We start from the raw sequence: 13,470 nt of genomic DNA, 5'->3' as shown, positions 1-13,470 counted from the left end.
GGAGCGCGATGGGCCTGCACTGTGCCGCGACCCTGCTGCTCGTCGGGGACGACGTCTCGGTGGATGCCGACGGGGCCGGGCTCGCCGCGGCCTACGGGCCGTGGGTCGAGGGTGTCGACGTCGTCGGCGAGCTGCAGCACCTGGCCGACCTGCACCGCGGCGAGCGGGTGCTCGTGACGCTGACCGCTCGGGACCTCGCCGGCGTCCTGACCCACCTCGGGCGCGCCGACGACGAGCGCGACGGCACGGACCGGGTGCGCGTCGAGGTGGGGGACGACGGCTGGGCGGTCGTGCCCTGGGACCTCGGTTGACGCGAGCGGCGCCCTGGTCGCCGAGCCGGCTCAGAAGAGCCGGTGCTCGCTCGAGTCGATGCCCCGGAGCGCGTCGTAGTCGAGCACGACGCACCGGATGCCGCGGTCCTCGGCGAGGGTGCGTGCCTGGGGCCTGATCGCCTGCGCGGCGAACACCCCGGTCACCGGGGCGAGGTGCGGGTCGCGGTTCATCAGCTCGAGGTAGCGGGTCAGCTGCTCGACGCCGTCGATGTCGCCGCGCCGCTTGATCTCGATGGCGACCGTCGCGCCGCGCGCGTCCTTGCACAGGATGTCGACCGGCCCGATGGGCGTCATGTACTCGCGCCGGGTGAGCGTCCAGCCGTCGCCGAGGGTCGTGATGTGCTCGGCGAGCAGCCGCTGGAGGTGCGCCTCGACGCCGTCCTTGACGAGCCCGGGGTCGACCCCGAGCTCGTGGTCGCTGTCGTGGTGGACCTCGTGGATGCGCACCCGCAGCCGGTCCTCGGACTTCGCGTGCTGCACGACCCACACGGCCGCGACGCCCTCGGCGGCCTCGAGGTCGTCGGGCTCCACCTCGGCCATCGCGCACGGCGGGGACATCCAGTTCAGCGGCTTGTACGAGCCCCCGTCGGAGTGCACGAGCACCGACCCGTCGGCCTTGACGAGGAGGAGGCGCTTCGCCAGCGGCAGGTGGGCGGTGAGCCGCCCGTCGTAGTCGACGCTGCACGTCGCGATCACGAGTCGCACGGTCGACCACCCTACCCACCGGTCCCGCCGCCCCACCCGTTGCCCGGACCCGGGCCCGTGGCGCACACTGGCGATGAGGTGAGGCCGATGCGGGCAGCCCTGTGGACGGGTGTGCTCGTCGTGCTGCCCGGCATCTGGTTCGTCCTCCAGGGGGAGGCGCTGCGCTGGTTCTCCGAGGGAGAGCCCCCCCGACTCCTGCGCCCCCTCGTCGCCCGCCTGCGCCCGCACGCGGAGCGCCTCGAGCAGGCCCGTCGCAGGCTGCTGCGCCGGCCCGAACCCCAGCCGCTGCCCCCGGTACTCATCACCCTCGAGCTGCGCCGCCTCGCCGAGGAGGTCCGCCGGGTCGAGGCGAGCGACGCACCGCACCGCGCGGCCCGGATGCGCGCGGTGCTCGCCGCCTACGACCAGGTGCTCCTCGAGCTGTGCGAGCGGCTCGAGCTGCCGACGGACGTCGGGATGCCGCCCCTGCACTCGGGCGAGCGGCTCACCCTCGAGGCGGAGGTCGTCGCGGCCGGTCACGACTTGTGAGGTCTCGCCCCGGCGGGTGGCACGGCATCCGTCGGGGTGACCTGCGTCGCACCCGTGCGGCCGGCTGGGCGCGGGTAAGGAGCATCACGCCGCCGGGGGGTCGTGGCTCCGGCAGGGCTCTGGGAGGATCGCCGGCATGACGCGTGACTTCTCCACCGTGGGTGTGATCGGGCTCGGGACGATGGGTGCGGGCATCGTGGAGGTGTTCGCCCGCACCGGGATCGACGTCGTGGCCGTCGAGGTCGACGACGCCGGTGTCGAGCACGGCAAGGCTGTCCTCGCGGGGAGCACCGGCCGGGCCCTGGCCCGCGGCAAGATGACCCAGGAGGAGCACGACGCCCTCCACGCGCGGGTGTCGTACACGACCGACCTCGCGGACCTCGCGGGGTGCCAGCTCGTCGTCGAGGCGGTGCCCGAGCACCTCGACCTCAAGAAGGAGCTGCTCGGCAAGGTCGACGCCGTCGTGTCACCTGACGCGATCCTCGCGACGAACACCTCGTCGCTGCCGGTCACCGAGATCGCCGTCGCGACGTCGAACCCCAAGCGGGTCGTGGGGATGCACTTCTTCAACCCGGCCCCGGTGCTGCAGTTCGTCGAGGTCATCCGCACCGTCATCACCGCCGACGACGTCTTCGAGGACGTCAAGGCGCTCGCGGACCGGCTCGGCAAGAAGCCGGTCGTCGTCGGCGACAAGGCAGGCTTCATCGCGAACGCCCTGCTCTTCGGCTACCTCAACCACGCGGTGTCGATGTACGAGAGCCGCTACGCCACCCGCGAGGACCTCGACGCGGCCATGCGCTTCGGCTGCGGCTACCCGATGGGCCCGCTCGCCCTGCTCGACCTCATCGGCCTCGACACGGCCTACGAGATCCTCGACACGATGTACCGGCAGGGCCGCGACCGGCTCCACGCACCGAGCCCGGTCATCAAGCAGATGGTGAGCGCCGGCATGCTCGGCCGCAAGAGCGGCCGGGGGTTCTACACCTACGCCGAGCCCGGGTCGCCGCAGGTCGTGCCCGACGCGCAGACGCCGGCCGGCGGACCACCGGCCGGGGTCGACCTGCGACCCGTGGCGACCGTCGGTGTCGTCGGGTCGGGGACGATGGCGACCGGCATCATCGAGGTCTTCGCCAAGGCGGGCTACCCGGTGACCTTCGTCGCCCGCTCGGAGCAGAAGGTCGCCGACGTGCTGACCTCGCTCGGCCGCAGCTGCGCCCGTGCCGTCGAGAAGGGCCGGATGGACCAGGAGGCCGCCGACGCCCTGCTCGGCCGGGTCGCCGGGGCCACCGGGCGCGACGCCCTCGCCGACGTCGACCTCGTCGTCGAGGCGATCGCCGAGGACCTCGCCGTCAAGCAGGAGCTCTTCCGCGACCTCGACCGGATCTGCAAGCCCGGCGCCATCCTCGCGACGACGACCTCGTCGCTGCCGATCATCGACTGCGCCAAGGTCACCGCGCGGCCGCAGGACGTCATCGGGATGCACTTCTTCAACCCGGCCCAGGTCATGAAGCTCGTCGAGGTCGTGCACACCGTGTCGACGGCACCCGACGTGACGGCGACCGTGCAGGACCTGTGCGCCAGGGTCGGCAAGGTCGCCGTGACGTGCGGCGACCGCTCGGGGTTCATCGTCAACGCGCTCCTCTTCCCCTACCTCAACGACGCCGTGCGGATGCTCGAGGCCAACTACGCGAGCGCCGACGACATCGACACGGCGATGAAGACCGGGTGCGGCCTGCCGATGGGCCCCTTCGAGCTGCTCGACGTCGTCGGGCTCGACGTGTCGCTGGCCATCGAGCGCGAGCTGTACACCGAGTTCCGCGAGCCCGGGTACGCCCCGGCGCCGCTGCTCGAGCACCTCGTCACCGCGGGGTACCTCGGTCGCAAGACCGGGCGGGGCTTCCGCACGTACGGCTGACCCGGCACCGCCCGGACGAGAGTGGAGAACACGCCGCCCGGCACGACGCCGGGCGGCGTGTTCTCCACTCTCGACGGGTCGGTAGGGTCGATGGGTGAGCACCGCCGCCGCACCGGACCCGCCCCACCCGTCGCCCTCCGGCCCACGCGCCCTGCCGCAGCGGGCCCGGGTCGTCGTCATCGGCGGCGGGGTCATCGGGGCCGCGATCGCCTACCACCTCGCACACCTGGGCGTCACCGACGTGCTCGTGCTCGAGCGCGACCGGCTCACCTCGGGCACGACGTGGCACGCCGCGGGGCTCATGACCTGCTTCGGCTCGACGAACGAGACGAACACGAGGCTGCGGCTGTCCTCGCGCGACCTCTACGCCCGGCTCGAGGCCGAGACGGGGGTGGCGACCGGCTTCAAGCCGGTCGGGCTCATCGAGGCCGCGGCCGACGCCGACCGGCTCGAGGAGTACCGCCGGGTCGCGGCCTTCCAGCGGGTCCACGGGCTCGAGGTCGAGGAGATCGGCCCCCGGGAGATGGCCGAGATGTTCCCGCTCGCGCGCACCGACGACCTGCTCGCCGGCTTCCACGTGCCGGGCGACGGCCGGGTCAACCCCGTCGACCTCACGATGAGCCTGGCCCGTGGCGCCCGCACCCTCGGGGTGCGGGTCGTCGAGGGGGTCTCGGTCGAGCAGGTGCTGACCCGACCCCGCGGCCTCGTCGAGGAGGTCGTCGGCGTGCACACGGATGCCGGCGACGTCGAGTGCGAGGTCGTCGTCAACTGCGCGGGGATGTGGGCCCGCGAGCTCGCCGGGCGCAACGGCGTCGTCGTGCCGAACCAGGCCGCCGAGCACTACTACCTCGTCACCGAGCCGATCGACGGGATGAGCCCCGACGCCCCCGTGTTCGAGGACCCAGCGGCGCACGGCTACTACCGCGAGGAGGGCGGCGGCATGATGGTCGGCCTGTTCGAGCCGGTCGCCGCGGCGTGGAAGGTCGACGGCATCCCCCACGACTTCTCCTTCGGCGAGATCACCCCCGACTGGGACCGGATGGGCCCGTTCGTCGAGCGCGCGCTCTCCCGCGTGCCGGTCGTCGAGACGGTCGGCATCCGCACCTTCTTCTGCGGTCCCGAGTCCTTCACGCCCGACCTCGCGCCGGCGGTCGGCGAGGCGCCCGGCATCCACAACTACTTCGTCTGCGCCGGCCTGAACTCGGTCGGCATCCTGTCGGCCGGCGGACTGGGCCGGATCGTCGCCCACTGGGTGGCCGAGGGGCGCCCCGACGTCGACGTCACCGGGTTCGACGTCGCGCGCTTCCGCGACTGGCAGCTGCACCCGCGCCACCGGGCCGAGCGCACCGCCGAGATCCTCGGCACGGTGTATGCCGCGCACACCCCGGGCGTCGAGCTGGCCTCCGCGCGGGGGGAGTTCCGCTCGCCGGTGCACGACCGCCTCGTCGCCGAGGGTGCCCGGCTGCGGGACGTCAGCGGCTGGGAGTCGGCCGCGTGGTACGCCGGCCGGGGTCGCACGCCCCGTGCCGAGCCGGGCTGGGGCCCCCAGCCGTGGTTCGAGCACTGGGCCGCCGAGCACCGTGCGGTGCGCGAGGCCGTGGGGCTCATGGACATGTCGTTCATGGCGAAGTTCGCCGTACGTGGCCCCGACGCCGGGGCGGTGCTCGACCGGCTGAGCGCCGGTGCGGTCGACGAGCGCGACGGGGTCATCACCTACACCCAGTGGCTCGACGACCACGGCGGCATCCGTGCCGACCTCACCGTGACCCGGCTCGCCCCCGACGACTTCCTCGTCGTCGCCTCGGACACCGCCCACGGCTCGGCGCTCGGGCAGCTGCGGCGAGCGGTCGGCGACGCCGACGCCACCGTCGAGGACGTGACGACCGACCTCGCGCTGCTCACCGTGCAGGGCCCGGCCTCTCGGGCCACCCTCGCCGCCGCCGCGCCGGGCACCGACTGGTCGACCGGGGCGTTCCCGTTCCGGGCGGTGCGGCGGGTCGAGGTGGGCGGGGTCGACGTGCTCGCCATCCGGATCACCTACCTCGGCGAGCTCGGCTGGGAGCTCTACGTCCCGGCCGGCCGGGCCCCGCAGGTGTGGGACGCCGTGCTCGAAGCGGGGGAGGCGCACGGCATCCGGCCCGCCGGCCTGCGCGCGCTGTCGAGCCTGCGGCTCGAGAAGGGCTACCGGGACTTCGGGCACGACATCGACAACACCGACGACGTGTGGGGTGTGGGCCTCGGCTTCGCCGTCGCGCTCGACAAGCCCGGTGGGTTCACCGGCCGCGAGGCCACCCTCGCCGCCAGGGAGCGTGGCACGCCGCACCACCGGCTCGTCCAGGTGCTGCTCACCGACCCCGAGCCACTGCTGTTCCATGCCGAGCCGGTGCTGCGCGACGGCGTCGTCGTCGGTGAGGTGCGCTCGGCGTCGTACGGCTGGACCCTCGGCGGAGCGGTCGGCCTGGCGTTCGTCGGCGGCCACGGGCCGGTGACGCCCCAGTGGCTCGCCGAGGGGACCTGGGAGGTCGACGTCGCCGGCACCCGGCACCCGGCCCGGGTCTCGCTGCGACCGATGTACGACCCGACGAGCGCGCGGGTCACCGCCTGAGCCCCTCGAGGTGCGACGATGGGGCGCGTGCCCCGCGCCAACCGCCGCCGCCGCGACCTCGAGTCCCGGCCCCTCGCCGGCTCGGGCGAGGTGGGCACGGAGGTGCACGCCGGCCGGCCGTGGCACGTGCGCCGGCTCACCGGCGCCTCGTCGTCGAGGGAGTACCGGTGCCCCGGCTGCCACCAGGGGATCGTCGCCGGCACGCCGCACGTCGTCGTGTGGCCGGCGCAGGGCGTCGGTGGCATCGACGAGCGCCGGCACTGGCACACCCGGTGCTGGGCGGCGCGGCACGCGGCCCGTCCGTGACCCGGGCAGGGCCGCGCACGGATGCCGTTCAGGCGCGGCGCTGCCTCGGGACGAGGACCTCCTCGTAGAGCAGGAGGAGCCCAGCGGCGACCGGGATGGCGAGCAGGGCACCGAGCACCCCGAGGAGCGCGGCCCCGGCGAGCGCCGCGACGATCGTCACCGGGCCGGGCACCGACACCGTGCGCTGCATGACCCGCGGCTGGACGACGTAGTTCTCGAGCTGCTGGTAGACGAGGTAGTAGACGAGGGCGATGAGTGCCTTCTTCGGCTCGTCGAAGAAGGCGACGACGCACACGACGGCGGCCCCGAGGGTCGCACCGATCATCGGGATGAGCCCGAGCAGGCCGACGGTCACGGCGAGGACCGCGGCGTACGGGATGCCGACGACGAGCATCATGACCCACGACAGCACCGCGTTGAGCGTGGCGATGACGACCTGCCCGACCGCGTAGGACCCGGTGCGGCGCATGATCTCCTCGGACAGCGAGACGACCCGCGGCCGCCGGCTCGACGGGACGACGGCGTAGGCCCCCTGCTTGACCCGGGGGAGCGAGGAGAGGAAGTACAAGGTGAGCACGAGCACCGTGAACACCTGGAAGACCCCGTTGAGCACCGCACGACCGGCGCCGAGGATGCCGCCGAGCAGGCCCTCGAGGAACTGCTGGTCGGTCATCCGGGCCTGGACCTCGTCGCGGACCTTGTCGATGACGTCGTAGCTCTTGTCGAGCTCGCGCACCCAGCTGCTGCCGAGCAGGTCCTCGACGTACGCCGGAGTCTGCTGCGCGAGCTCAGCGCCCTGGACGACGACCGGCGGGACGACGACGAGGCCGATGAGGACGAACGCGACGAGCAGCCCGCCGAACACGACCGAGACGGCCGCCGCGCGGCGCATCCCGCGGCGGACGAGGCCGTCGACGAGGGGGCTGAGGGCCAGGGCGAGGAAGATCGACACGATGAGCAGGGTGAGGGTGGTGCTCAGCCGCCCCACGAGGTCCCAGAGCCCGATGGCGAGCAGCGCCCCCGTCGCTCCGAAGAAGCCGAGGTAGAACGGCGAGTGCCGGTTGAGCGGGCGCCCCACGACGCCGTACGGGGTCGTCGGGACGCTGCCGGCGCCCTCGCCCGTCGGCGGCGAGCGGTGGGCGTCGACGACGGGCGCCGGCTCCGTGCCGGGTTCGTCGGCGTCGCCGTCACCGTCGTGGACGGCCGCGGCGATGCGGTTGCTCTCCTCGAGCGCCGCCAGCTGGCGACGCCGGAACTCGCCCCACCGGGTGACCGGGCTCCACAGCCTCGACACGTCCACGTCGCACCTCCCGGGCTCACCCTAGTGGCGGGCCGCAGCGGTGCGGCCGGGGACGCCGCCCACGGGCGTCAGGCGTCGCGGAACCGGTTGATGGCGCCGACGAAGCGGGCCCGCTTCGCCGTGTCGGTGACCCCGAGGCCGGCCTCGGGGGCGAGCGTCAGCACGCCGACCTTGCCCTGGTGGGCGTTGCGGTGCACGTCGAGCGCCGCCTGGCCGACCTCCTCGAGGGGGTAGGTCTTGCTCAGGGTCGGGTGGATGAGCCCGCGGTCGATGAGCTCGTTGGCCTCCCACGCCTCGCGGTAGTTCGCGAAGTGCGAGCTGACGATGCGCTTGAGGTTCATCCACAGGTAGCGGTTGTCGTACTCGTGCATGTAGCCCGAGGTCGAGGCGCAGGTGACGATCGTCCCGCCCTTGCGGGCGACGTACACGCTCGCGCCGAAGGTCTCGCGGCCCGGGTGCTCGAAGACGATGTCGACGTCGTGGCCGCCGGTGAGCTCGCGGATCCGCTTGCCGAGGCGCTGCCACTCCTTCGGGTTCTGCGCGGTGCCGTCCTCGTTCCAGAAGGCGTACCCCTCCGCGGAGCGGTCGATGATGAGCTCGGCGCCCATCGCGCGGCAGATCGCCGCCTTCTCGGGGGAGGACACGACGCAGATCGGGGTCGCGCCGCCGGCGAGCGCCATCTGCGTCGCGTAGGACCCCAGGCCACCCGAGGCCCCCCAGATGAGCACGCGGTCGCCGAGCTTCATGTGCGCACCGTTGCGCGAGATGAGCTGGCGGTAGGCGGTGCTGTTGACCAGGCCCGGGGAGGCGGCCTCCTCCCACGTGAGGTGGGCGGGCTTGGGCATGAGCTGGTTCGCCTTGACGACGGCGATCTCGGCGAGCCCGCCGAAGTTGGTCTCGAACCCCCAGATCCGCTGCTGCGGGTCCATCATCGTGTCGTCGTGGCCGGCGGCGTCCTCGAGCTCGACGGACAGGCAGTGGGCGACGACCTCGGTGCCCGGGGTCCACTTCGTCACCCCGGGGCCGACGCGCAGGATGACGCCCGCGAGGTCGGAGCCGACGACGTGGTAGGGCAGGTCGTGGCGCTTCGCGTACTCGGAAGTGCGGCCGTAGCGCTCGAGGAAGCCGAAGGTCGGCACCGGCTCGAAGATCGAGGTCCACACCGTGTTGTAGTTGATCGCGCTCGCCATGACGGCGACGAGGGCCTCGCCCGGGGCGAGCTCGGGGACCGGCACCTGCTCGACGTGGAGCGAGCGGCGCGGGTCCTTCTCGCGCGTCGGGAGGCCGGCGAACATCTCGACCTCGTCCTTGTGCACCGTTGCGGCCCGGTAGGACTCGGGGACCTCGATCCCCGCGTACGTCTCGACGGTGCGGTCCCCGGAGAGGATGGCCTCGCGGATCTGGTCCATGCGGTCGTGCTCCTTCGGCGTGCGGCGGTGCGGTGGTCGGTGCAGGGGCCGGCGCGGGTCGGGCACGCGTCGGCAGACACCTGTCGGCGAACCTAGCGGGCGCCACAGCCGGGGGCGGTGGCGTATGACCGCGCCCACACCGTGATCCGGCTCACGGGGGCCGGCGACGCGGCCCGGGGGCCGGCGACGCGGCCCGGGGGCCGGCGACGCGGCCCGGGGCCGGCGACGCGGCCCGGGGGCGCGGCATACAGTGCCGGGGTGGCCCCCATGACGCTCTCCCGCCGTCGGGTGGTGCTCGGCGGGGCGGGGGTGCTCGCGTACGGCGCGACGGCTCACTGGAGCATCACCCAGCGCATCATGCGTGCCGAGGTGCCGCTGTACAGCGAGACCGTCGTGCTCGCCGGCGGGGGCAGCCGGCTGCTCGTGCCGGTCGGGCAGCTCGACGTCGTCGTGCCGGGCACGCGGGTCGTCGCCGGCCGGCCGCAGACGGGCCGGCTCCTCGAGGACGAGCAGGAGTGGCTCGGCACGTGCGCCCCGTGGGTGCGCCGGGGGCTCGACGCACCGGACGGGCTGCTCCGCTCGGCACTGCTCGACCTGCGGGCGCTGTCGGTGGGGCTGCCGGTCTCCGTGGCGGGGTGGAGCGACCGCTGGCGCTACGCCTGGCCGCGCGACGTGTCGTTCGTCGCCTCCGCGCTCGCCCGGGCCGGCCACCCCGAGCACGCGGCCCGCCAGCTCGCGTTCCTCCAGGGGGTCCAGCGACCCGACGGCTGGTTCGAGGCGCGCTACGACATCACGAGCCGCCGCCCGCCGGACGACCGGGTGGCCCAGCTCGACGGCTCCGGGTGGGCCCTGTGGGCCGCGAGCCAGCTCGCCACCCACGCCCCCGACCGTGCGGTCGAGCTGCTCGCCCCGGTGCGTCGCCTGCTCGTGCGCTCGAGCCGGCGGCTGCTCGCCTCGCTCGACGCCCAGACCGCCCTGCCCCCCGCGTCCTCGGACTACTGGGAGCTCGTCGAGCGCACCCTCACCCTCGGGACCGCCGCCGCGGTGCTCGCCGGGCTGCGCAGTGCCGCGCAGGCGCTGCCGTTCGTCGGGGAGATGGCCCTGGCCGACCGCACCCGGGCCGCCTCCGACGTCCTCGCCCGGCAGGTCCGCCACCACTTCGGGCGGCACGGCTACCCCCGCCTGCTCGGGGGCTCGGCGGCGGACGCGGCCGTCACCTTCCTCGTGGCTCCGATCGGGCCGACCGAGCCCGACGTCGAGGTGCTCAGCGCGATCGACCGCGCCCAGACCTCGATGCTGCGCCCGGCCGGAGGCCTCGCCCCCGGGGCGTCGTGGAAGAACGACGGCGTGAGCTGGACCCCGGAGACGGCACTGTTCGCCGCGGCGTGGGCGGCGACCGGGCACCGGTCGCGGGCGCAAGCGCTCCTGGGTTGGCTCGGAGAGCACCGCACCGAGGCCGGGTCGTTCCCGGAGAAGGTGCTGCACGACGGCCGGCCGGCCGCGGTCGCACCGCTCGCGTGGACGGCCTCCCTCGTCGTCATCGCCCAGCACGAGCTGACGCGCGGGTGAGGGCTCGCGGCCGCGCCCACGTCCTCGCCCTGCTCGTGCTCGCCCTGGCGCTCGCGCTCGCCGGGGCCGTCGCAGCCCCGGTGCCCGGCGCGGTCGCGGCGTCGGCCGCCGCCTCGACCGCGGCCGACGAGTCGCCGCTCGTCGTCGTCGGCGCCCCCGGGCTCGCCTGGTCCGACCTCGACCGTGACGACCTTCCCGCCCTCGGGCGTCTGGCGGGCGAGGGTGCCGTCGGCTCGCTCACCGTCCGCGCCGTGCGCAGCCGGGCGTGCGCGGTCGACGGCTGGCTCACCCTGTCGGCGGGGCGCCGCGCGGCCGACCGCCCCGGGCCGTGCCGCGAGCCCGCACCCGTGGGCGCCGGCGCCGTGCCGCGGTGGGGGGAGTACCTCGCCGCGGCAACGACCGACTCCTACGACGCACGGCCGGGGACCCTCGGCGCGGCCGTGACGGCATCCGGGGGGTGCATCGAGACCGTCGGCCCCGGCGCCGCGATCGCCGGCGCCGACCGGGGCGGCACGGTGACGCAGCACCACGCGGATGCCGTGCCGCCCACCTTCTCCTGCCCCGTCGTGCTCGTCGACGCCGGCGTGCTCCCGGCCGAGGACGGGCCGCTGCGGCGGGCCGCCGTGGCGCGCCTCGACGGCATCGTCGACCGGGTGCTCTCGACCGCCCCGGGAGCCGACGTCGTCGTGGCCGGGGTGGGTGACGGGGACTCGCCCGTGCGTCCCCGCGCGGTGCTCGCCGGCGGTCCGTCGTTCGGCGCCGGCCTGCTCGGCTCGGCGTCGACGCGACAGCCCGGCGTCGCCCAGCTGCAGGACCTCACGGCCACCGCCCTCGCCCGGGTCGGCGCCGGCACCGAGGGGGTGACGGGGCGGGTGCTCACCGTCGATCCCGCCGGTGGGCGCGCCGCCGAGCGCGTCGCCCAGCGGGTCGCCGAGCGCGTCGGCTTCGAGACGCGCGCTGCCACCCTGCGGTCGGTGAGCCCGCAGGTCACCGGCTGGCTCGCTGCGGCGTACGTCCTGTGGGCCGGGGTCGTCGCGGGGCTGTGGTGGCGCCGCGGTGCCGGGACCGCGCTGCCCGGCCCGGTGCTCGCCGCGGGGGTCGCGGTGGCGGCGGTGCCCGTCGGCACCTTCGTCGCCAACCTCGTCCCGTGGTGGCGGAGTCCGGCTCCCGAGGCCGGCCTCGTCGTCGTCCTCGTGGCGGTGGTCGTCGCCCTCAGCACCGCTGCGATGTGGGCGGAGCGCCACCGTCCGCTCGGGGCGCTGCGGCTCGTTGCCGTCGTGACGCTCCTCGTGCTCGCCGGCGACGTGCTTCTCGGGTCGCGCCTGCAGCTCGGGTCGGTGTTCGGCCAGAACCCCGTCGTCGGCGGGCGGTTCTACGGGCTCGGCAACACGAGCTTCGCCCTCTACGGCCTCGCGGTGCTCGTCGTCGTCGGGTGGACCTGCGCCGCGGCGTCGCGGTCACGCTCGCGGTCGGCGTCGGCGGCGCTCGGGCTGGGTGTGCTCGCCACCTTCCTCGCGATCGAGGCCCTGCCGAGGTTCGGCGCCGACTTCGGGGGCCCTCCGGGGCTGCTGCTCGGTGGCCTCGTCGTCGTCGCGGCGGCGCTGGGGGTGCGGCTCACGCCCCGCCGGGTGCTCTCGGCCGTCGCCGGGGCGGCGTTGCTCGTCACGCTCGTCGCGTGGCTGGACTGGCGGCGCCCGGCCGACGCGCGCAGCCACCTCGGCGAGTTCGTCGAGACCGTCGCGTCGGGGGAGGTGGGGGCGGTGCTCGGGCGCAAGCTCGCCCAGAACGTCGCGAACCTCGGGTCGCCACCGTTGCTGGCCATCGCGCTCACCACGGTCGTGCTCGTCCTCGTGGCGTGGCGCACCGGGTGGCGCCCGGTGCCCCACGGGGCGGTCGTGCTCCGAGGCGCGGCCGTGCTCGCCCTCGTGGGTTTCGCCGTCAACGACTCGGGGCTCGTCATCCCGGCGTTCGTCGCCGTCGTGCTCGCACCCCTGCTCGTCGCCGCGGGGCCGACTGAGCGGGGTGGGCCTGAGTGAGCCCCGGCGGCGCCGGGGTGTCCGGTCCGCGGTGACTCGGCAGTGCTGCGCTGGGGTGCAGCAGTGCCGAGGGCGACGGCGAGGCACTTGGCCGGGGGGCGCCTGAGCCGCACTGGGCGGCAGTGGGCCTGAGTGGTCGCCGGTGGCGGCTGGGGGGTTCGTCCCGTGGTGAGTCGGCAGTGCCGCGCTGGGGTGCAGCAGTGCCGAGGGCGATGGTGAGACCTCTCCCCGGGGGCCGCCTGAGCCGCAGTGGGCCTCAGTGGGCGGCGGTGGTCGCCGGCTCGACGAGCTCGACGAGGATGCCCCCGGCGTCCTTGGGGTGGATGAAGTTGACCCGTGAGTCGCTCGTGCCGCGCCGGGGCGCGTCGTAGAGCAGGCGCATCCCTCGCTCACGCAGCGTCGCGCTCACGGCGTCGAGGTCGGCGACCCGGTAGGCGAGCTGCTGGATGCCGGGGCCGCTGCGGTCGAGGAACTTCGCGATCGTCGACTCGGGCGACAGCGGTGCGAGCAGCTGGATGCACGAACCGGAGTCACCGACGGCCATCATCGCCTCGCGCACGCCCTGCTCCTCGTTCGTCTCCTCGTGGAGCATCCGCATCCCGTACGTGCCCTCGTAGAAGGCGATGGCCGCGTCGAGGTCGGGCACGGCGACGCCGACGTGGTCGATCGCGGTGAACAGGTCGGTGGGCAGGGCAGTCATGCGCCCAGCCTAGGGAGCACCATCCGGGTGAGGAAGGAGCCGTTGATCACACCGACGACGGCCAG

At 74.5% G+C, this 13,470-nt stretch carries 11 protein-coding genes; 7 read left to right on the top strand and 4 right to left on the bottom strand.

Annotation, left to right across the window (positions count from 1 at the left end; translation table 11 throughout):
* Positions 1–8: 8 nt before the first annotated feature.
* A complete protein-coding gene (locus ABD899_RS04625; protein ID WP_345202854.1) occupies positions 9–311 on the top strand; it encodes a hypothetical protein in 303 nt (100 codons plus the stop codon).
* Between the two features lie 30 nt (positions 312–341).
* Here the strand turns inward: ABD899_RS04625 and nucS are convergent, their stop codons facing one another.
* Positions 342–1,037 carry an endonuclease NucS gene (gene nucS, locus ABD899_RS04620; protein WP_345202851.1) on the bottom strand — a complete coding sequence of 232 codons (696 nt, stop codon included), beginning with the start codon at positions 1,035–1,037 and terminating at the stop codon, positions 342–344.
* Between the two features lie 87 nt (positions 1,038–1,124).
* Between nucS and ABD899_RS04615 the strand changes: the two genes are divergently transcribed.
* From ABD899_RS04615 to ABD899_RS04600, 4 genes are all read left to right on the top strand, one after another.
* Positions 1,125–1,565: a hypothetical protein gene (locus ABD899_RS04615; protein ID WP_345202849.1), complete on the top strand. Its 441-nt coding sequence runs from the start codon at positions 1,125–1,127 to the stop codon at positions 1,563–1,565.
* A 136-nt stretch (positions 1,566–1,701) separates the two neighbouring features.
* Positions 1,702–3,480, top strand: coding sequence for a 3-hydroxyacyl-CoA dehydrogenase family protein (locus ABD899_RS04610; protein WP_345202846.1), 1,779 nt, complete (start codon positions 1,702–1,704; stop codon positions 3,478–3,480).
* Positions 3,481–3,574: 94 nt separating this feature from the next.
* A complete protein-coding gene (locus ABD899_RS04605; protein WP_345202843.1) occupies positions 3,575–6,085 on the top strand; it encodes a GcvT family protein in 2,511 nt (836 codons plus the stop codon).
* A 27-nt stretch (positions 6,086–6,112) separates the two neighbouring features.
* On the top strand, positions 6,113–6,391 hold the full coding sequence (locus ABD899_RS04600) for a hypothetical protein (protein ID WP_345202841.1): 279 nt from the start codon (positions 6,113–6,115) through the stop codon (positions 6,389–6,391).
* Positions 6,392–6,419: 28 nt separating this feature from the next.
* Here ABD899_RS04600 and ABD899_RS04595 read toward each other — a convergent pair whose 3' ends face one another.
* Positions 6,420–7,691 (bottom strand): AI-2E family transporter, encoded by a 1,272-nt coding sequence (locus tag ABD899_RS04595; protein ID WP_345202838.1) that lies wholly within the window; start codon positions 7,689–7,691, stop codon positions 6,420–6,422.
* Positions 7,692–7,759: 68 nt separating this feature from the next.
* Entirely contained in the window at positions 7,760–9,100 is a 1,341-nt protein-coding gene (ccrA, locus tag ABD899_RS04590) for a crotonyl-CoA carboxylase/reductase (protein WP_345202835.1), read from the bottom strand.
* A gap of 258 nt (positions 9,101–9,358) precedes the next feature.
* Between ccrA and ABD899_RS04585 the strand changes: the two genes are divergently transcribed.
* Together ABD899_RS04585 and ABD899_RS04580 are read left to right on the top strand one after the other, a co-directional pair.
* Entirely contained in the window at positions 9,359–10,669 is a 1,311-nt protein-coding gene (locus tag ABD899_RS04585; protein WP_345202832.1) for a glycoside hydrolase family 15 protein, read from the top strand.
* Positions 10,666–12,705 carry a hypothetical protein gene (locus ABD899_RS04580; RefSeq protein ID WP_345202830.1) on the top strand — a complete coding sequence of 680 codons (2,040 nt, stop codon included), beginning with the start codon at positions 10,666–10,668 and terminating at the stop codon, positions 12,703–12,705. The genes ABD899_RS04585 and ABD899_RS04580 overlap by 4 nt, the downstream gene beginning before the upstream one ends.
* A 256-nt stretch (positions 12,706–12,961) precedes the next feature.
* Here the strand turns inward: ABD899_RS04580 and mce are convergent, their stop codons facing one another.
* Complete coding sequence (gene mce / locus ABD899_RS04575; RefSeq protein WP_345202827.1) at positions 12,962–13,405, bottom strand: methylmalonyl-CoA epimerase; 444 nt, start codon at positions 13,403–13,405, stop codon at positions 12,962–12,964.
* Positions 13,406–13,470: the final 65 nt, after the last annotated feature.

Origin of the sequence: Fodinibacter luteus (assembly GCF_039541575.1) — a bacterium.
Classification (GTDB): Bacteria; Actinomycetota; Actinomycetes; order Actinomycetales; family Dermatophilaceae; genus Fodinibacter; species Fodinibacter luteus.
Note: the sequence above shows the minus strand (reverse complement) of the source record. Positions and strands in the feature narration are given on the sequence as shown.

What these genes read in the sequence shown, in the direction of transcription:
- ABD899_RS04610 (WP_345202846.1), top strand. Translation starts at nt 1,702, where the DNA reads ATGACGCGTGACTTCTCCACCGTGGGTGTGATCGGGCTCGGGACGATG.
- ccrA (WP_345202835.1), bottom strand. Translation starts at nt 9,100, where the DNA reads ATGGACCAGATCCGCGAGGCCATCCTCTCCGGGGACCGCACCGTCGAG.
- ABD899_RS04625 (WP_345202854.1), top strand. Translation starts at nt 9, where the DNA reads ATGGGCCTGCACTGTGCCGCGACCCTGCTGCTCGTCGGGGACGACGTC.
- mce (WP_345202827.1), bottom strand. Translation starts at nt 13,405, where the DNA reads ATGACTGCCCTGCCCACCGACCTGTTCACCGCGATCGACCACGTCGGC.
- ABD899_RS04615 (WP_345202849.1), top strand. Translation starts at nt 1,125, where the DNA reads ATGCGGGCAGCCCTGTGGACGGGTGTGCTCGTCGTGCTGCCCGGCATC.